The organism is Marinimicrobium sp. LS-A18 (assembly GCF_000463525.1).
In the GTDB taxonomy this organism is placed as follows: domain Bacteria; phylum Pseudomonadota; class Gammaproteobacteria; order Pseudomonadales; family Cellvibrionaceae; genus Marinimicrobium; species Marinimicrobium koreense.
This window is the reverse complement of the sequence record NZ_AWEP01000002.1, coordinates 251,588-270,544: the sequence shown is the minus strand read 5'-3', so window position 1 is coordinate 270,544 and position 18,957 is coordinate 251,588. Positions and strand designations below refer to the sequence as shown.

Below are 18,957 nucleotides of genomic sequence, written 5' to 3'. Positions count from 1 at the left end.
TTGATATCGAATCCGTTGAATTATTTTGGAGTAGACCGTGAAACAACGCCTGGTGATTGGCAACTGGAAGATGAACGGCAGCCTGGCCGACAATGTTCTCTGGGCGACCCACTTTCGCCACGGACTGAAATCCCAGACGCTTCAGGACGTGGAGGTCGCCGTCTGCCCTCCCTTTCCTTACCTGCAATCCATTCGTTCGATATTGCCCGATGTCGTGCAGCTTGGCGCCCAGGATGTCAGCTCGGAGTGTATTGGCGCTTTCACGGGTGAAGTCAGTGTCAACATGCTCAAGGAGCTCCAGTGCCGCTACGTGATCGTCGGACATTCCGAACGACGGGCTCGCATGGGAGAAAGCAATATGGACGTTGCCGGGAAATTCAAACTGGTGTCCCTTGCGGGGCTCACTCCAGTGTTGTGTGTTGGTGAAACGGAACAGGAACGGGCACAGAGTCAGACCCGATCGGTCATTTCCCACCAGATTCAGACGGTGATTGATCGCTGTGGTGCGCACGCATTGCGCAACGCGGTCATCGCCTATGAGCCGGTGTGGGCGATCGGTACCGGGGTATCCGCCGAGTTGGCGGACATTCAGTCCACCCACGCCCTGATCAGAGCGCAATTATCCGATAACGGCCTGGACGCCGATGACGTCACCCTGCTTTATGGCGGCAGTCTCAAACCCGGCAATAGTGAGGAAATCTTTTCATTGCCCAATGTCGATGGCGGTCTGATTGGCGGGTCCTCCCTGAAAGCCGCCGACTTTCTGGACATCTGCTGGGCCGCTCAGACCCGACCGCCCAAGCCCGAAACGAAATCCACGAAAAACGTCCACTATCAAGACTTTTAGTGAAAGGTTATGACTGATTTTGTTTGTTTTTTCGGCAATTTTATGCTAGTTTTCCGTCAAATTTCCTTTACATGATCATTTCATCTCGGGGCCTCGACTTCCATGCTGGAAAAACAACGCCACAAACTGCTGCTGGACATTCTCGACGAACAACAGTTTGTCAGTGTCAATGACCTGTCCACGCAACTGAACGCCTCTGAAGCCACCATCCGGAGGGACATCACCAAGCTGTCCAATCAGGGCCAACTGCGCAAAATCCGGGGTGGGGCCGAGGTGCTCAAAGTCCAGGACCGGAGAGTCCGTCGCCCGCACATTTCAGGCTCGGCGTTTCTCGCGGCCAAGGAACAGCGGGCCGACGTCAAACGGCTGATCGCACAGGAAGCAGTGAAGTTGTGTGAGGACGGTGAATTCATCATCATCAACGGCGGTAGCTCGACCTACATGATGAAGGAGTTTCTGGCCGACCGTCACCTGAACGTGCTGACCAACTCCTTTGTGCTGGCCCAGGACCTGTCGGAAGTCAGTGACAACCAGATTACCCTGCCCGGCGGGGAGCTCTACCGGAAACAGGGCATCATCCTGAGCGCCTTTGAGAACGACACCATCCAGTATTACCACGCCAGTAAAATGTTCATGGGAACGCCGGGGATTGGCGAGTTTGGGGTCATGGAATCAGACCCGCTGTTGATCCAGACCGAGCAGAAACTGAAAAAGCAGGCGGATCAGTTGATCATCCTGGCGGACAGCACCAAGCTCAACAAGCGCAGCAACTTCATTCTGTGTCCGCTCGCGGATGTGGACATTCTGATCACGGACAGCGAAGCCGATCCAAAGACCGTGCGCTTTTTTGAAGATCAGAACATCAAAGTGATTCTGGTTGACGTGAGCCAGGCGGAATAAAACGCTCGCAACGAGCGACGGCGGCACCACAGGGTGCCGCCAATCTTACTCAACTTCCTCCAACAACGCTTCCAACGTCGCGTTTGATACGCGCAGTACCGTCCCGTGTCGGGTTCCCTCCGGGAAGCTGATCTCGTCTGAAATATCCGTCCAGGTATCAAAATCACGGGTGCGCATCGCGCCGTAGCGTTTGTTGGTGTACTCGTCGTAATAGACGATAACCTCTTCACCCAGATCGAGCAGGGTCGGCCCCTCCACCCACACGCCTTCTGGCGTAAACGGCTCGGACGGCTCCGTCCAGGGCCCATAGAGACTGTCACTGCGGGCCACTCGCAGATTTTTCTCGGCGGGATGACGAGTCTCATCTTTCAGGATCATGACATAACCGTCCCCATCGGGAATGATGGTGGAGTCAATCACATTGAACCCGGGCTCATAGAACAGTTTGGTGTCGCTGTAGGTCTGAAAATCTTTGGTGGTCGTGTAATAGATCCGGTGGTTCAGGCCGTCGTCGCCACTATCGGCGGTTTCAGGGAATTGTCCCGGGATGGTGCTGGCCCAATAAATCACATACTGATCATTCTGATCATCCCAGATGATTTCCGGCGCCCAGGTATTTCTCGCCGTTGGTTCATGAGCCATTACCGGGACGAACTGTTGTTCGGACCAGTTCACCAGATCATCGGAGTGCGCCACCCCCAGCCCCTGATCCCACCAACCGGTGGTCCACACCATGTGAAAGGTCCCCTCGGGCCCTTGAATGATGCAGGGGTCACGCATCAGCCCCTGACCGACCTCGGGCTCGAGGAACGTCGTATCGTTTTTCAACGCCTTCCAGGTCAGCCCATCGTGACTGTATGCCAGGTGCAAACCGCCCTCACCGTTGCCCCGAAAAGAGGAAAAGACATAAGCATCATCAGAAGTGGGGGTTGATTCGCAGCCGGCCAGTAAAACGACTAACAAGATTCCGAGGGTAATACCACCGTGTCGAAAAGTCATGAAAGGTCCTTGCAATTATTTGTAGTATGAATCTGAATTTTACGCGATCCAACTCGCAAGTCTACCCCGATACCCCGATGACTCGCTCGACTCTGTCAATAATCAAAAAAGGGCGCCGAAGCGCCCTTTTTGCCATGATTCGAACGGCGGTCACTCAGCGCACTGACTGACCATCATGGTGCCGCCGTCGAGTGCGTCGTTGATCTGAAAACTGAACACATAGTCTCCCGACTCGGGAATGTCGATGGACGATTCGGTTCCGGGCCCGGACGCAACCGCCATGGCCTGCTCTGCCCCCAGAACGACATCGGCACTGCCCGCAACGGCGAATTCATAGGTCCACTCCGCGTTCGCGAACTTGAAGCCGTAGCTGGTTGCCGAGGGTTCGTTCACCACAACCTGATACAGGTTATCGCCTTTATAGCCAAAGCGACGATCGCTCGGGGTGGCACCGAACCCATCACCTCCCGCGTAAGAACCGCGAATGTACATATCGGATGCGAGTGGGCCGGTGCCGTCCGCATCGGGTGTATCGCACGCTGCCAGGGGGCCAGACCCGACGGGCCCATCGCTGGTGGTACAACCCGGGCCGTCCTCAGCAGGTGACTCAACGTTCAGAAACAATGCAGCGCTGGCCGGAATCTGGATCTGATAACGCCCTTCCTGGTCAGCGTTGATGGTTTCGTCGGTGAGCAGGTTGGTCAAGGCTCCGGTGCTTCCCAGCGCGCAGGCTTCAAACGTCGTTTCGATGGGTTCATCACTCACATTCAACAGGTAGAGGACCGCATCGTCGGCATAGGTTTTGTAATCCGCATAGAGCGCACCGGCCACGTCAATGGGCGCAACAATCGCCGTGCGTTCACCGCGATACAGTGCCGGTTGCGCCGCACGCAGTTCCATCAACTCCGTCAGATAGTCGCGCAGCTCCGCTTGTTTCTCATTGGCGACAAACACCTCTCGCTCAGTCCCGCTGGGCAGACCTTCGACCTTTCCGCTGGTGCGGGCAACGTGGTCATCGCACAGCCCCTGGTCGGCACAGTTAGCGGTAACCTCATCGGCGTAATCCGGCACTTCCTCACCTATCTCCTCCCCGTAATAGAGAGTGATGGGTCCGGTATACGCCGCCAGGAAACTGTAGGCCGCCTTGTGGCGCGCCCAATAAAGATCGTCTTGCGGGTCGGCAATGTCGCCGCGCTGCAACAGATCCCCGAAGCGCACCAGATCGTGATTGCCCATAAAGCCATTGGGTATGGCGTGATCGGGATAGGCGTCATAGGAATTGAAGCCGCTTCTCAGCCGCGCGGCGCTTGGGTTATTTGCCCCGTTCTCCTCCACGGCCAGAGCCTGAACCAGTGCATAGCGCACCGGAAAGTCAAACGCCGAACACAGTGCCGGGTTGTCATCCGCTCCGTAAGCCTCGGCGGCAATGTCCGCCTCACCTTTCCAGATTTCCGCGACCATGTAGCCGAGCGGATTCACTGCCTCACCGTCGGCGTTGGTATAGGTGACCGATGCCGAGGCGTCTTCCACGGCGCGGCGGATCTCGACCCAGGCACCCAGGGGCACCTGATAGGCCTGGTCCAGACGCCAGCCGTCGATTTTCAGTTCCTCCACCCAGTAGGTAGCAACCTCTTTGAAGAATTCCAGGTCATCCGGGTACTCGGCAATACGGCCGGTACCGGCCACGCTCGCACCTCCGGTCGTAACCGTGCGCCCCTCAACAGACGGGTATTCCTCAGCGTTGTTTTTGAAGTGACCGAACACACCATCAAAGAACACATACAACCCCAGCTCATGGGCGGTATCCACCAGCTCCCGGGCATCGTCCATGGAGCCGAAATTGGGATCAATCGCAAAATAGTTGCTCGCGTAGTACCCGGTCGCATCCAGCCGGTCGGCGGCCAGGTCCTGGCCGGACAGAGGAACGCTGTCAAAAACCGGCGTCAGCCAGATGGCATTGAAGCCCAGCCCCTTGATGTACTCCAGACTGTCGATGATGCCGCGAATATCTCCGCTGTGGTGGCTGGTTCCATAACCCACCCCATGGCCGATGCCCGGATCGCCATCAATGAAGGACTCGGTCATCACCTGATAAATGCGCAGGTTCATGGCCTCGGCGTAGGAGGGGTTGTCACAGGTGAGCGGCTCGGCGGTGTGGTCGCCATCTCCGTCGGTATCATCGCCGTCGGAGTCATCGTCACCGGTATCATCATCGTCGTTGTCGTTATCGTCGTCGGGATCGGGATTGACCACATCGGGACCGGAATCTCCCGAGGAGGAACCACCACAACCAACCAATGCGGAAAAGGATAACACCAGGGCGCTGAGCACCAGTGCGTACCACTGTCTTGATAGGGTTTTCATTATTGTCACTCCAGGATTTTATGTTATGCGCTATTATCCGAAGTGATGGTAGGTGGGGGGCTCGGAACGAACAACACACTGCATACGTATGCATAGGGATGAATACGTATGCAGTACACAAAGGGGCCAGACAAACCCCTTGGTGAGGATCAGAACCGGTAGCGGACCCCCGCATTCAACGACCGTCCAGCGCCAGGGACTGGGTCGAACCCCTCGCTCGCTCCGGTTCTGAACGCGGCGATACTGACGCCCCCCAGAGGTTGCTCGTAATATTCATCAAGCAGGTTATCCACCCCCAACGACAGGGTCACCCGCTCCCACTCATAGCGGGTCGAGAGATTGACCAGAGTGTACTGTCCGGTGGTGTTTTCTTTGCGCAGTCTGTCCACGCGGTCTTTTTCATCCACCCACTCCACCGTCAGGCGGTTTTCCCAGTTATCCAGGGTATGCGCCAGAGCGAATTGAACACTGAGCGGCGGAATCTGGTAGACGGGCTCGCCGTCTCGGTCGCGCTCGCCACGACGATAGTCCAGAGCGCCTTCCAGCGAAAACTGGCCGATGGCAAGGGACGTCAGTCGATAGCGGGCATCAACATCAAGACCATACAGCGTCACATCTTGATTGCTGAACTGCAGCAGATGCCGTTCAGACGCTGAACTGTCACCGCGATTGAAGGTTCCGATCAGGTCGACGTCGACGTAATCATCCACTTCGGTGTAATAGGGACTGATGGACAGTTGAACGGGACTGTCTTCCGCGCCTAGGCGGTAGCGGGCGCTGAGGGTGTAAGCGGTTTCGGGCTCGAGGTCGATACGTCCCACATAGCCATTGCCGTCACCGAACCAGCCCACCATGGTGGAGGCCATGACACCGCGCCCCCAGGAGTAACGCTCGTACAGGTTCGGACTGCGCTGCTTGCGCGCGATACCCGCTTCCAGTGATTGCGCCTCGCTCCATTGAAAACGCGCCAGCAGCGTCAGGTCGACATTGGTATCCCGGCGTTCACGGTCCGCCGCGTTGAACGCCTGGGCCGCCTGGTGATCGACGTTGGGCATGCCCATCATGGGCATGCTGCTGTAAGCCTGCACCTTGCCAGCATCGGTACGAACGCCTTCAACCCGCACACCACTGATCAGCGTCCACGCATCGCCGGGCCGGCTGCGCAGCTCGGCATAGCCCGCGACCCGTTCGCGCTCTCCATCGGTGATGTTCCGGTAATCATTGGGCCCCATCATCATCGACCCTTCCACCGCCGGCCACCAATCGTTCAACTGGTAATAATGATACTCATGGCCCAGCAACAGCGTATGCTGGTCATTGAGCGGCTTATGCCAGCGCAGCTTGTAGCTCACCTCATCCGCTTCGGTGTTCATCGGCATGCTGCCCGGTTTTTCCTCGGTGAAAAAACCCATGGCGTGCTCAACCTGCTGAACATTCAATTGGCCGTGAAATTCCCGCCCGTCGTCGGCCTTGCGTTCATAGTGCGCCATCAGCCCGGTACTGCGATTCTCCGTCATGTCCATATACTGGTTGGGATAGCCCTGATAGGGAATGTACTGGTGCGAGAGCTTCATCGCCAGCTGTTGGCTATCGTCCCGCCAGGCACCGACCAGACTGTGGTTTTGAGCACGGTACAGGGTATCCAGAACCCGCTCGCCCCGACCATCCTCATAACTTTTTGAGTCGTCGAAAGCGCCACTGTAAGCCAGGCTGATGCTGTCGCTCGCCGCACGGGCCCCGAGAGAAATCTGGCGCGCGTCGCCATTGCTTCGATACGCTCCGGCCAAATAACCGGACTGCCAAGTCAACTGATCGCTATCCGTATAGCGAGGTTCGATAGCATTGACACTGATCACACCTGCAATGTTGTCACCGGCCACGCTCACCGGGGAGATGCCGGCCATTACAGCAAGTGTTTCGATCTGACTGCCGGAAATATACGACAGCGGCGGATTCATCTGGTTGGCGCAGGCCACTCCCGACTCCGCTCCGTCGATCAGCACCTTGACCCGATCCGCCCCCAGGCCATTGAGCACGGGTAACGCGGACACGCCGCCAGCGGCGGAAAAGTCCACGCCCTCACTCGTCAGCCGGCGCTCGGTGGACTGGGCCGACGGTTCGCCCGACAGCACCCGCCCGGTAATTTCAATTTCCTCAACGGTCGGATCGAAACCAAGGGCAGGCAGCGCAAACAGCAGACACAGTGGTAAGGGGGCAAAACGGTGGGCGTTGAGCATAGTGGTTTCTCACGGGAATGCACAAAAGCCGTGAGTATATAAACAGGGCCGGCAGCTCCAACAGTGACAAATTGTCGCACTCATGGGGCGCCCCCGTGAGCCTGTGATAAGGCGAGGCTATGGGGATGATTGACAGAGCTCGGTTGAAATCCCGACGCCACGGCACAAGATAAGGTCTCTCAAACCATTTAAGCGACATGAGACAAGTACACCCCAAAACGAATCGAGAGGAGATCTGCATGAGTCAGGCACCCGTGATACCCGCCATTGGTCTGGGCACCTTCCGTCTGAAAGACCAGGAAGTGAAAGACGCCGTAAAATCCGCGCTGGATCTGGGCTACCGACACATCGATACCGCCCAGTTTTACGACAATGAAGAAGCCGTCGGCGAGGCCATTCACGAGAGCGGGATTCCCCGGCACGAGCTGTTCATCACCACCAAGGTGTGGCACGACTTCCTGGACGGCGATAAACCCGTCGAGAGTCTCAAGGAAAGCCTGCAGAAGTTGGGCACAGACTATGTCGATCTCGCGCTGATCCACTGGCCCTCACCCGACAATGCGGTCCCCATGGCGCACTATATCGGCAAGCTGAACGAAGCCCGGGAACTGGGGCTGGCCAAGCATATCGGGGTTTCCAACTTCACTATCGCCCAGGTGAATGAGGCCCTGGCCGCGCCCGGTGGAGCACACATCGTCACCAACCAGATTGAGGTTCACCCCTACCTGCAGAACAAAAAGCTGGTCAAGCACTGTCAGGACAAAGGACTGCAGGTCACCGGCTATATGCCGCTGGCGGTGGGTAAAGTGATGAAAGACCCGGTGCTGGAAGACATCGGCAAGGCCCACGGTGTGACACCGGCCCAGGTCGCTTTGGCATGGGTCGCCCAACAGGACATCGTGGTCATCCCCTCCTCCACCAAGCCCGCGCACCAGAAAGCCAATCTGGCCGCATTGGATGTCCGCTTGAGTGACGACGAGATGGAAAAAATCAATGCCCTGGACGCTGGTGAGCGGATCGCCAACCCGGATTTCGCCCCGCAGTGGGACCAGTAACCCCACATCTCTGTGAAAACACTCGAAAAGGCACCCCGGCGGTGCCTTTTTTATTCACTCCCTTTACCCCCTGCTGGGTCCGAACACCCTGCCACTAACCCGCAAGACCCACCTCCCGGACTATACTCAAACGGACAACGACAATACTTCCATCAACCAAACCAGGAGATGAATCGCATGGTTGCTATCACTGGCATCGACGTTCAGCCCATCGGCGCCCCACCCACCGGTTTTGGCGGTGACGCCCGCAATATTGCCCAAGGTGGCCCCACCTACGCCAATGCGGTACTGGAGATTCTCACCGACCACCCGGAGTTGCGCGGCACCAGCGTGATTTTCACCAACGGCCATGGTCTCAAGGAAATGTGCGAAGTCACCCGGATGGTGGCCAACCGCTTCCTGCTCCAGGAAGACTGGCTACCGGCGCCCACCGAGCTGCATAAAAACGGCAATCTGGGCCGCTTCTGCAAACGGATGCTGCAGGACTCCGACTACAGTTGGCTGGGCGGTGTGGGCGTCTCACGCATGGCCATCGGCGCCGTTGCCAACGCCCTCTGGGACCTGAGCGCAAAAATCCAGCAGGTACCGGCCTGGCAACTGATTGTGGATATGGAACCACGGGATCTGCTCGAATTCATCGATTTCGAACCCATTGGCGATGTACTGAGCCCCGCCGAGGCCCTGGACCTGCTCCAGCGGGCCCAGGACGGCAAACAGGAGCGAGTGCACCAGATTTACCAACAGGGCCTGCTGGCGTACAACACCGCCGGCTGGAGCGGCATCAGCAAGGAAGGACTGGTCGATCAGACCCGCAAAATGCTGCAGGCGGGCTGGCCCCAGATCAAAATCAAGGTGGGCGCCAGCTACTCCGCCGCGCGCATGAAGGCCGACGAAGCACGCACCCTGCTGACCCGGGAGGATATCGATCGTATGGCCCTGGAGGCGGCCAACGAGGATGCCGAGCGGATGATTCTGGTGTACCAGACCATCGAGCGGGAAGACCCCCGGCCCGACAAAATGAAAGTGGCCATCGACAGCAATCAGGTGTTCGATACCCGCTCGGCCTTCATTTTCGCGCATCAGCTTGGCCTGAAACTCTACCAGGCCAGCCCGGAATACCGGGTGGAGTGGTTTGAGGAGCCCTGCAATCAGCACAGCCCCATGGCCCATGTGGAGCTCCAGCAGGCGCTTGACCGCGCCTTCGAGGACTACGCCCCACCCCTGCGTATACCCATTTCCACCGGCGAGCAGGGCGCCTCCCCCACCACTTTCAAAGACCTGCTGCACGCCCCGGATCTGAGCGGTAAAACCCGGGACAAATACGCCATCGACGTCGTCCAGATGGACTACTCCCGGGTGGGCGGTATCGGCGACAACCTGGCGATTCTGCTGATGGCCCAGAAAGCCCGGGAGGAAGGGCGAGATGTGCGCATTTGCCCTCACACCGGCGGCATTGGCCTGTGCGAGGGGATGCGCAACGTCCAGGCGATCAAGCAGGCCTGGTTCGGGCCCAACAACCTGGCCGGGGTACCGGACATTCTGGAGTTTGTGGCGGAGGAGGAGCGCAGTGTGCACGAGGGCGTCTTTACCAATCCGGCCATCGTCAAAAACGGCTACTACCAGATGGGCCGGGAGCCCGGTGTGGGTGTGGATTACAGCGCCCGAGGCAAGCAGGACTACACCCTGCCCGGCGGCGATGCCTGGCTCGCCAGTGATCACTTTGCGCAGTTGGCACGGAAATTTATGCAAGAGCCCCGGTAAGCCGCCTTTTCAGGGACGCAACGAATCCAAAGACATCCGCGTCACGTAAAACTTGAATACATTAATTGTGCTAAAGTTCGCCAGACAATATCAAACAAAACCGTGATTAACCGTACTAACAGGAGAAAACCATGAAGCGCAGAGACTTTCTGAAGCTGTCGGCAGCGACAGCCGGTGCCACCCTGATCCCGGTACACACCGTGTCAGCTCAGGACGAAAAGCTATCTCCGGATGATGCGCAGGCCAAGGCGCTGAACTACATGGAGACCAGCGAAACCGAGGGCCAGCGTTGTAATAACTGCATCCACGCCAAGGGCGATCTGGAAGCCGAATGGGTGGGTTGCAACCTGTTCCCGGGCAAGCAGGTCAAGGCCAGCGGCTGGTGCAATGTGTGGGCCGCTCGCGGCTGAGTGCCCCCAAGGCCGGAGCCCGCTTGCTCCGGCCGTCCCTCTGTACTCTCCTGCTTCAACTCACCCCACTTCAACTCGCTTACCGAGTACAACCCGCCCACCCGCTCATTACCCCACGAATTTGGTTTTGCGTTACCATAGTCAGCTCGGTCAACACCAAAAAAGAGCGATATTATGCTGACAACAGAACCCAATCCGGCCTATCGTCCCAACTCCGAACGCTACCTGAAGATGCCCTACCCCCGCTGCGGGCGCAGTGGCGTGCGGTTATCGGCCCTATCTCTGGGCCTGTGGCAGAATTTCGGCGGCGTGGACTCACTGAGCAATGCCCGAGCCATGGTTCAGCGGGCCTTCGACCTGGGCATCACCCACTTCGACCTGGCCAACAACTACGGCCCGCCCTACGGCTCTGCGGAAACCACCTTTGGCCAGATCATGAAGCAGGACCTGGCGCCCTATCGCGACGAACTGATCATTTCCAGTAAGGCCGGCTATGACATGTGGCCCGGTCCCTACGGCATCGGCGGCTCGCGCAAGTACCTGATCGCCAGTTGCGATCAGAGTCTGAAACGTACCGGGCTGGAGTACTTTGATATTTTCTACTCCCACTGCATGGACCCGGACACCCCACTTGAGGAGACCATGGGCGCCCTGGACACCATTGTCCGCTCCGGTCGTGCTCTCTACGCCGGTATTTCCAACTACTCGCCGGAGAAGACCCGGGAAGCGGTGGCGATCCTGAAATCCCTGGGCACCCCGCTGCTGATCCACCAGCCGCGCTACAACATGCTCGACCGCTGGATTGAAGACGGCCTGACCGATGTGCTCAAACACGAGGGCGTTGGCTCTATCGTGTTCTCACCGCTGTCTCAGGGAATGCTTACCGACAAATACCTGAACGGCATCCCCGAGGGCTCACGGGCCTCGCGCAGCGAACAGATCTACTTCAGTGAGGATGACATAAGCGCCGAGAACCTGAGTAAGGTCCAGGCACTCAACGAGGTGGCGCAGGCCCGAGGCCAATCCCTGGCCCAGTTGGCATTGGCTTGGGTGCTGAACAACGACGCCGTGACCAGTGCCATCATTGGCGCCAGTCGGCCCGAGCAGATTGAAAACTCGGTGGCGGCTCTGGATAACCTGGAATTCTCCGATGACGAGCTAACCACCATTGAGGGCATTCTGGGCGCCTGAGACAGTGTACCCCTCACTCCCCACACAGCCGCTGGCCCAGCCAGCGGCTGATCACCGGAATCTGCTCCGCACAGACACCATGCTCCACCGAGTAGCGCTCGTAGCGGACCGGATAGCCCCAGGTTTCAAGCTGCGCCTCCGCGCGCTGCCCCAACACCTCGGGCACCACCGGATCGTGGACACCATGCTGAATCAGTACCGGAAGGGTCTGGTTGGCCGGCGCCCGCACCAGTGAGTCCGCCGTGGCCAGATAAGACGATAGAACCAACAGCCCTCCCAGCCGTTGTTCATAGCTGAGCGCCGCTTCATAGGCCACCGCACCGCCCTGGGAAAAGCCGGCGAGCACAATGCGCTCGGCCGCAATGCCACGCTCCAACTCCCGCTCGATCAGACGATGAACGTCGCCCGCCGACGCCCTCAGCGTATCGACATCCACTTTCCGGTCGATGCTCATTTCACGAATATCGTACCAGGCTCGCATGACCATGCCGCCGTTGATGGTCACCGGTATTTGCGGCGCGTGGGGAAATACAAACCGGGTATGACAGGTGTCCGGCAACCGCAACTGCGGTACCAGCGGCGCAAAATCATTACCGTCGGCCCCCAATCCATGCAGCCAGATGACCGCGCTGTCGGCGGGCTCGTTGGGTTCAATTTCCACACAGGGTAAGTAGCTCATAAAACAGTTCCTGATTCTTTGACGGCGCAGGGTTTCAGACACCAGTATACGCGTCTGGCAAAAACAGAATAAGCCCTACCCACACGCCGCCAAATCCCGCTACACTCAGGGTAACCATGGATAACAAGGAATACACAATTTTATGACTCATTCTCAGCAGCCGTATCAGGGGTCCGTATTGGACCACTCGCAGAGAAAGTACCAGACCATTGATGCCGTCGTGTCCCCGGTGGGGCCACTGAAAGTGCTCTCCAAAGTGGAAATGGCCAAGCTCCTGGACGCCAGTCAGAGCGGCCTGTATTCCCTGTTTCGCAGCTGCGCCCTCGCGGTACTGAACAGCGGCAACTACATGGATGACGGTAAGGAGTTGCTGGAGCGCTACAAGAATTTTTCCATCCGTGTGCTGCAGGAAGAGCGGGGCATCAAACTTGATATCAAAGGGGCGCCGGCCAGCGCATTTGTAGACGGGAAGATGATTCGCGGGATTACCGAGCACCTGTTTGCCGTATTGCGCGATGTACTCTACGCCAGCGCGGAGATTCAGAATAATCCAAAGTTCGACCTGGACACCCAGGAGGGCACCACCGACGCCGTATTCCATATGTTGCGCAACGCCATGGCGCTGCAATCCGGCGTGGAACCCAAGCTGATCGTGTGCTGGGGCGGCCACTCCATCAGTCGCGAGGAGTATGACTACACCAAAGAGGTGGGCTACCAGATGGGCCTGCGCGGGCTGGATATCTGCACCGGCTGCGGACCGGGCGCGATGAAGGGCCCCATGAAGGGCGCCAATATCGGTCATGCCAAGCAGCGTATCAAGGCCGGTCGCTACCTGGGTATTACCGAGCCGGGCATTATCGCGGCCGAAGCGCCCAACCCCATGGTCAATGAGCTGGTCATTCTTCCCGATATCGAAAAGCGTCTGGAGGCGTTCGTTCGCTCTGGCCACGGCATCGTGGTGTTTCCCGGCGGCGCCGGCACGGCGGAAGAAATCCTCTATTTACTGGGGATTTTGTTGCACCCAGACAATCGTGACATTCCCTTTCCGGTCATATTTACAGGGCCGGAAGACTCGGCCGCGTACTTCGAGCGCATCCATGAGTTCATTGGCACCACCCTGGGAGAAGAGGCCCAGCAACGCTACCAGATTATTGTGGATGACCCGCCCAAAGTCGCCCGGGAGATGCTTGAGGGCGTCAAGCATGTGCGCGAGTTCCGCCGGCACACCAATGATGCCTTTTATTTCAACTGGCAACTGAAGATTGACCCGGACTTTCAGCGTCCTTTCGTGCCCAACCACGAGAACATGCGCTCACTGGAGTTGCATAAAAATCAGGCCTCCCACGAGCTGGCGGCAAATTTGCGACGGGTCTTTTCCGGCATTGTGGCAGGTAATGTGAAGGATGAAGGCATCCGCGCGATTGAGGAGCACGGGCATTTTGAAATTCACGGCGACCCGGAGGTGATGCTCCCGGTGGACGAGTTACTGGCCTCCTTCGTGGCGCAAAACCGTATGAAACTGCCGGGACGGACCTATCGCCCCTGTTACCGGATCATCTGATTTCGCGGGCGATTGCCCGGGCGTGTCCGAAAGAGCCGCGGTAAGCCATGGTCAATGTCTCACAAACATTACCGACGATGGCGACTATCGCCAAAGCGGGTGATTCGAGAGAATACTCATCAACAGGGAGGTACACAGTGACGTGACGTCGACCAGGAAAGGTCAAGGGAAGCGCCTATTTTCACCGGGCCAGGAGGGCTCGGGACAGGACGTCAGAAATATCGGCGCGGAGCGCCGGCCAAGGAGCGCTCGTTGAGCGTCAAGGGAGCTTGCTTAGGACGAGCCGGACGGGGGTCAGTGCATGCACTGACCCCCGTTTTTATGATGCCCCGAAGGACAATCACCCCGGCTGTCTGTCGCTGTTTTGCCTACTGAAAGTTATCCTGCAGGTACTGGCGAGCAAGACGGGCCGCATCGCTGGTACCCGAGGCAACATCCTGCAGCAGCTGCCGAGCTCGTTGCTCATCACCTTGCTGATGGTAAACGCGGCCCAATTTGTACTGGGCATCGGCACGTTTTCGATCGTCCGGAAATTCGCGCAACAGTTTTTCAAACCACTCCTGTGCGGCATCCAGATCCTCGTTCAGCAGGTAGATCTCACCCAGCCAGTAATGGCTGTTACCGGCGAAATTACCCTGGGGATAGGCATCGAGATAAGCGTTGAACGCCTCAATGGCCTGCTCGATCTCCCGATCGCGCAACAACTGGTAAGCGTCGCGATACATCTGGGTTTCAGACACCCGATCACCGGTTTCACCTGACTCACCGGAGCTGCCACTGCCCAAGCTGGCACCCGGGTCGCCACCACCGGAGCGACTCAGCTCGCCGATTCGGCGGTCCAGGTCGAGGTAGTCGTCCATTCGCTGCTGCTTCAAACGCTGAATTTCGTGCGCCTGCTCTTCCACCAGGCCGCGCAACTCCAGTACTTCCTGCTGCAGTGCCTGAAACTGATAAAACAGCTCCGCCTGCATGTTGGAGGCACCTTGGGCATCACCGGAATTGGCAGACTGATTGTTGCCCAGCGGCTGAGACTCAACCACCCGAACCTGAGCTTGCAGTACCGGCGCCGCCACGGCGATCACGGTGAACGCCGTGGCGGCTATCAAGGTCTTCATCATGACTCTCAGTATTTGATCTCAACGCGACGGTTCTTTTCCCAGGCGCTGGCACTGCTGCCCATGGCCAGGGGACGCTCTTCACCGTAGCTGACCACTTCCAGATCGCTACGACGCACGCCTTGAAGCACCAGGAAGTCACGCACGGCGTTGGCGCGACGCTCGCCCAGGGCCATGTTGTACTCGCGCGAACCGCGCTCATCGGCATGTCCTTCCAGACGAACGTCTGCCGGAGACTCTTTCAGACGCTCAGCGTGGGCCAGCAACAAGGCGCGGGCTTCCGGCTTGAGGGTGGCCTGGTCGAAGTCGAAGTAAATGATTGTATCCAGTTCTTCCATAGCGTCATCATCAGCACCAGAACGTGAGCTGACGCCGTCGCGATCGGCGGTACCGGTGGTCACACCGCTGCCGGTCTGGCCATCAGCGCCCATGGCGCCATCGCTGTCCTCGGTGGTGTCGGTGCTCGAACAACCGGCCAGAAACGCCAGTACAAATGCCAGACTCAAACCCTGCTTTTTTACGTTGGTCATCATGTGTGACTCCATCATCAGTTGTTGATCTTCTCAAGTCCGCCCGATGGGCGGTTTACAAACCAGTTTACGACTCCTGCATCCTAGTCGAAATAGGGCGACCAGGCGGGTTCCCGCACATCCCCTTGTTCAGAAGGCAGAAAATAGCGTGTTCCGGCGTCCAGCGACACTACCGCCAAGACACCTTTATCGTTGCGGTTCGTCGCGTAAATCAGCATAGCACCATTTGGCGCAATGCTGGGCGATTCATCCAGATACGTCTCTGTCAGGATACGCAGCGTTCCGGTCTCCAGATCCTGTGCAGCGATATGGAATACATCATTGCGCTGGTGCACCATAACCATGGTGCGACCATCCCGGGAGATACGCCCTCTGGCGTTGTAATCACCTTCAAAGGTTAAGCGTTCCACACGGCCATTGGCAAGCGTTACCTGGTAAATCTGGGGTTCTCCACCCCGATTAGAGGTAAAAATAATGCCTTTTCCATCAGCCGTCCAGCTCGGTTCGGTATCGATGGCGAAATGCTGGGTCATGCGAGTGAAATTTCCCGAGTCAATATCCAGAGTGTAGATTTCCGGGTTACCGTCCTTCGACAGGGTCAGCGCCAGTTTCTTGCCGTCCGGCGACCAGGCCGGCGCACCGTTGAGCCCCTGGAAGTCCGTCAGTTGCTCTCTTTCCCCAGTAGCGAGGTTTTGCACAAAGATGGCCGGACGAGTGGTTTCAAACGACACATAGGCCACCCGGCGTCCATCGGGGGACCATACCGGCGACAGAATGGGCTGGTCGGACTCGAGCAACATGGTCGGACGGGCACCATCGGCATCGGCGCGCATCAGGCGGAAGGTATCGTTGATCTCTCCACTCTGAGTACGATTGCGCAGAACCTCGACATAAATGATTTCGGTGGAGAAGGCCCCGGGAATCCCGGTCAGGGACTCATAGACACGATCACTGATCGCATGGGCAATATCCCGCAACTGTCGTTCAGAGCCCTCGACAATCTGCTTGCTGAGAATTTTGCGCTCGTTGAGCACATCGTAGAGGTCATAATGCACCTGATAGAGGCCGGAGACGTTCTCAACCCGCCCGACAATCAGATATTCAGCGTCCAGCACCCGCCAGTCGCGAAAGTGCACATCCTGCTCCCGGTGCGGGAAGGACAGCATGTCTTCCCGGGCAATGGGGGAAAACTGCCCGCTACGGCGCAGGTTATCTTCAATGATCCGGCTGATGTCCTCCGGCAGGCCGGGACCACCGACCATTTCCAGAGGCGCCACCGCAATCCGGGTCGGGTTGTCCACCCCGCGGGTGATTTCAATCGTCAACTGCGCCTGGGCTCCCAGACACAGCGCCCACAAAAAAACCAATGCCAGACACTGTCTCACAATCTCAAATCCTCTGGTTTAAACACCAGCCGCAACTGGCGAAATTGACTTTCAAATACGTGGGAGGGCATCCCCTGAATTTCCTCAAAGCGATCGATACGCTTGACCGCCTGCTCCGCCGAGCGGTCGAACGCACTGTTGCCGCTGCTCTCCACCACGGTGACGTTGACCACCTGCCCGGTGGGCACCAGTTGAATCTCCAGAACACACTGCATACCCGTGCGGGCGGACGGCGGACGGCTCCAGTTGTTCTCAATGCGCTGTGCCATGACATCGACGTAGCTTTGGGCCACTTCCTGGGCCTGCTGTTCTTCAAAAAATTCGGCCTCTTCCGCCAGCGCGCGATCGAGCTGCTGCTGCCGTTCCAGCCGCTCGCGTTCAGCCTGCAACTCCTGCTCCCGGCGCCGTTGCTCGGCGGCTTCCCGCTCACGACGGCGCTGCTCGGCCTCCTGGCGTTCCCGCTCCGCCTTCGCCCTCTGCTCCCGCTCACGCTGAGCCTGCGCCCGTCGGGCTTCCTCCTGCTGGCGGCGCCGCTCCGCTTCCTGCCGCTCCCGCTCCTGTTGGCGCTGGCGCATATCAATCACTTTCTGTTGCGCCGCCTGCTGCTCGGCCTGGCGCTGACTCTTGGGCGTATACTCAACCACCTTGGCCTGCACCACACGGGGCCTCTGCACTTCCCGCGGCTCGGGGCGCGCGTCCCAGGTGGAAAATACCAGGGCAAACACCAGAGCGTGCAGCGAGAGGCTGATCAACAGGGGCAGTGTATAGGCCTTCAGGGTCATAAATCTGTGATCACTGTGGCGGTTCGGTGACAAGCCCCACCGAGGGAGCTCCGGCACTTTGCAGCTCGGTCATCAGTTGCACGACCAAGCCGTAGCCCACTTCCTGATCGCCCCATACCAGCACGGGAGTTTCGGGTTTCTGGCGCAGCACCTTTCCGACCGTTTCCTTGATCTCCGCGAGCGGGCGCGCCTGCTCCTGATCCCCGCCCAAGTTGATGTAGTAGGTGCCGTCCTTTTTGATGGACACGATCAACGGCTCGACGTCGTCGTCTTCCAGCGGCTCGGAGGGCGCCTGAGGCAATTCGACCTGGACGCCCTGCATCAGCAGCGGCGCGGTCACCATAAACACAATGAGCAGCACCAACATCACATCGATGTAGGGCACCACGTTGATTTCAGCCAGGGGCTTCTTTTTGGGTTTACGCCCAAACGGAGACATGTCGGCAACCTCGCTTGATCAGGATGAAACCTGTTTGCTGTGGACCTGCCGATGCAGGATGGCCGAAAACTCTTCCGCGAAGGTGTGGTAATAGTTGAGCATGGCCTCGGCCCGCGCCGAATAGCGGTTATAGGCCAGAACCGCCGGAATCGCTGCAAACAGGCCCATGGCGGTGGCGACCAGTGCTTCGGCAATGCCCGGCGCGACCGTGGCGAGGGTCGCCTGATGGACGTTGGCCAGGCCCCGGAACGAATTCATGATGCCCCACACGGTACCGAACAGCCCGACATAGGGACTGACCGAAGCGACGCTGGCCAGAAACGGCAGGTGCAGCTCCAGCTTCTCTTCCTCGCGCGACAGCGCCACGCGCATGGCCCGCTGGCTGCCTTCCATCACCGCTTCGGAGCTGGCTCCGCTCTGCTGACGCAGGCGAGTGAACTCCTTGAAGCCGGCCCGGAAAATATTCTCGGCCCCCTCAGCGGATTTGCCGTTGCCCTGACGGTACAACTGATTGAGGTCAATGCCGGACCAGAACTGCCGTTCAAACCCGTGAAACAGACCGCGAGCCTTGCGCAGGTACAGCCCCCGCTGGACGATCATGACCCAGGAGATGACAGAGGCAAGAAACAGGAGCAGCATGACAAACTGAACCAACAGACTGGCTTCAGCCACCAGGCTCCAGATGGACATGTTATTTTCTTG

At 58.4% G+C, this 18,957-nt stretch carries 17 protein-coding genes; 7 read left to right on the top strand and 10 right to left on the bottom strand.

Features of this window, described 5'->3' with window-relative positions; translation table 11 throughout:
- Nucleotides 1–37: 37 nt before the first annotated feature.
- Nucleotides 38–847, top strand: a complete 810-nt coding sequence (gene tpiA, locus N645_RS0101275) for a triose-phosphate isomerase (protein WP_024459701.1) — start codon at nt 38–40, stop codon at nt 845–847.
- Nucleotides 848–949: 102 nt separating this feature from the next.
- Nucleotides 950–1,747: a DeoR/GlpR family DNA-binding transcription regulator gene (locus N645_RS0101270; RefSeq protein ID WP_024459700.1), complete on the top strand. Its 798-nt coding sequence runs from the start codon at nt 950–952 to the stop codon at nt 1,745–1,747.
- A 45-nt stretch (nt 1,748–1,792) separates the two neighbouring features.
- Here the strand turns inward: N645_RS0101270 and N645_RS0101265 are convergent, their stop codons facing one another.
- From N645_RS0101265 to N645_RS16445, 3 genes are all read right to left on the bottom strand, one after another.
- Entirely contained in the window at nt 1,793–2,746 is a 954-nt protein-coding gene (locus N645_RS0101265) for a glycoside hydrolase family 43 protein (RefSeq protein ID WP_024459699.1), read from the bottom strand.
- 150 nt (nt 2,747–2,896) lie between these two features.
- Nucleotides 2,897–5,110, bottom strand: coding sequence for an alpha-amylase family glycosyl hydrolase (locus N645_RS0101260; protein WP_024459698.1), 2,214 nt, complete (start codon nt 5,108–5,110; stop codon nt 2,897–2,899).
- A gap of 149 nt (nt 5,111–5,259) precedes the next feature.
- Complete coding sequence (locus N645_RS16445) at nt 5,260–7,347, bottom strand: TonB-dependent receptor (RefSeq protein WP_036159740.1); 2,088 nt, start codon at nt 7,345–7,347, stop codon at nt 5,260–5,262.
- A 239-nt stretch (nt 7,348–7,586) separates the two neighbouring features.
- On the opposite strand from N645_RS16445, the gene dkgB reads away from it, so the two are divergent.
- The 4 genes from dkgB (at nt 7,587) to mgrA (ending at nt 11,764) form a co-directional block, all read left to right on the top strand.
- Nucleotides 7,587–8,402, top strand: coding sequence for a 2,5-didehydrogluconate reductase DkgB (gene dkgB, locus N645_RS0101250; RefSeq protein WP_024459697.1), 816 nt, complete (start codon nt 7,587–7,589; stop codon nt 8,400–8,402).
- A gap of 177 nt (nt 8,403–8,579) precedes the next feature.
- Nucleotides 8,580–10,163 (top strand): enolase C-terminal domain-like protein, encoded by a 1,584-nt coding sequence (locus tag N645_RS0101245; protein ID WP_024459696.1) that lies wholly within the window; start codon nt 8,580–8,582, stop codon nt 10,161–10,163.
- 131 nt (nt 10,164–10,294) lie between these two features.
- Complete coding sequence (locus tag N645_RS0101240; protein ID WP_024459695.1) at nt 10,295–10,573, top strand: high-potential iron-sulfur protein; 279 nt, start codon at nt 10,295–10,297, stop codon at nt 10,571–10,573.
- Nucleotides 10,574–10,747: 174 nt separating this feature from the next.
- Nucleotides 10,748–11,764, top strand: coding sequence for an L-glyceraldehyde 3-phosphate reductase (gene mgrA, locus N645_RS0101235; RefSeq protein WP_024459694.1), 1,017 nt, complete (start codon nt 10,748–10,750; stop codon nt 11,762–11,764).
- 13 nt (nt 11,765–11,777) lie between these two features.
- Here the strand turns inward: mgrA and N645_RS0101230 are convergent, their stop codons facing one another.
- A complete protein-coding gene (locus tag N645_RS0101230) occupies nt 11,778–12,443 on the bottom strand; it encodes an alpha/beta hydrolase (protein WP_024459693.1) in 666 nt (221 codons plus the stop codon).
- A 142-nt stretch (nt 12,444–12,585) separates the two neighbouring features.
- Here N645_RS0101230 and ppnN point away from each other — a divergent pair, with 142 nt between their 5' ends.
- Nucleotides 12,586–14,004, top strand: a complete 1,419-nt coding sequence (gene ppnN / locus N645_RS0101225; protein ID WP_024459692.1) for a nucleotide 5'-monophosphate nucleosidase PpnN — start codon at nt 12,586–12,588, stop codon at nt 14,002–14,004.
- A 368-nt stretch (nt 14,005–14,372) separates the two neighbouring features.
- On the opposite strand, the gene N645_RS0101220 is transcribed toward ppnN, so the two are convergent.
- The 6 genes from N645_RS0101220 to tolQ form a co-directional block, all read right to left on the bottom strand.
- Complete coding sequence (locus N645_RS0101220) at nt 14,373–15,122, bottom strand: tetratricopeptide repeat protein (RefSeq protein WP_024459691.1); 750 nt, start codon at nt 15,120–15,122, stop codon at nt 14,373–14,375.
- A gap of 5 nt (nt 15,123–15,127) precedes the next feature.
- Nucleotides 15,128–15,649, bottom strand: coding sequence for a peptidoglycan-associated lipoprotein Pal (pal, locus tag N645_RS0101215; RefSeq protein ID WP_024459690.1), 522 nt, complete (start codon nt 15,647–15,649; stop codon nt 15,128–15,130).
- Between the two features lie 83 nt (nt 15,650–15,732).
- Nucleotides 15,733–17,037, bottom strand: coding sequence for a Tol-Pal system beta propeller repeat protein TolB (gene tolB, locus N645_RS0101210; protein WP_024459689.1), 1,305 nt, complete (start codon nt 17,035–17,037; stop codon nt 15,733–15,735).
- Complete coding sequence (gene tolA / locus N645_RS0101205; protein ID WP_024459688.1) at nt 17,031–17,816, bottom strand: cell envelope integrity protein TolA; 786 nt, start codon at nt 17,814–17,816, stop codon at nt 17,031–17,033. Before tolA ends, tolB begins: the two co-directional genes overlap by 7 nt.
- A gap of 10 nt (nt 17,817–17,826) precedes the next feature.
- Nucleotides 17,827–18,255: a protein TolR gene (gene tolR / locus N645_RS0101200; protein ID WP_024459687.1), complete on the bottom strand. Its 429-nt coding sequence runs from the start codon at nt 18,253–18,255 to the stop codon at nt 17,827–17,829.
- Between the two features lie 18 nt (nt 18,256–18,273).
- A complete protein-coding gene (gene tolQ / locus N645_RS0101195; RefSeq protein ID WP_369754835.1) occupies nt 18,274–18,945 on the bottom strand; it encodes a protein TolQ in 672 nt (223 codons plus the stop codon).
- Nucleotides 18,946–18,957: the final 12 nt, after the last annotated feature.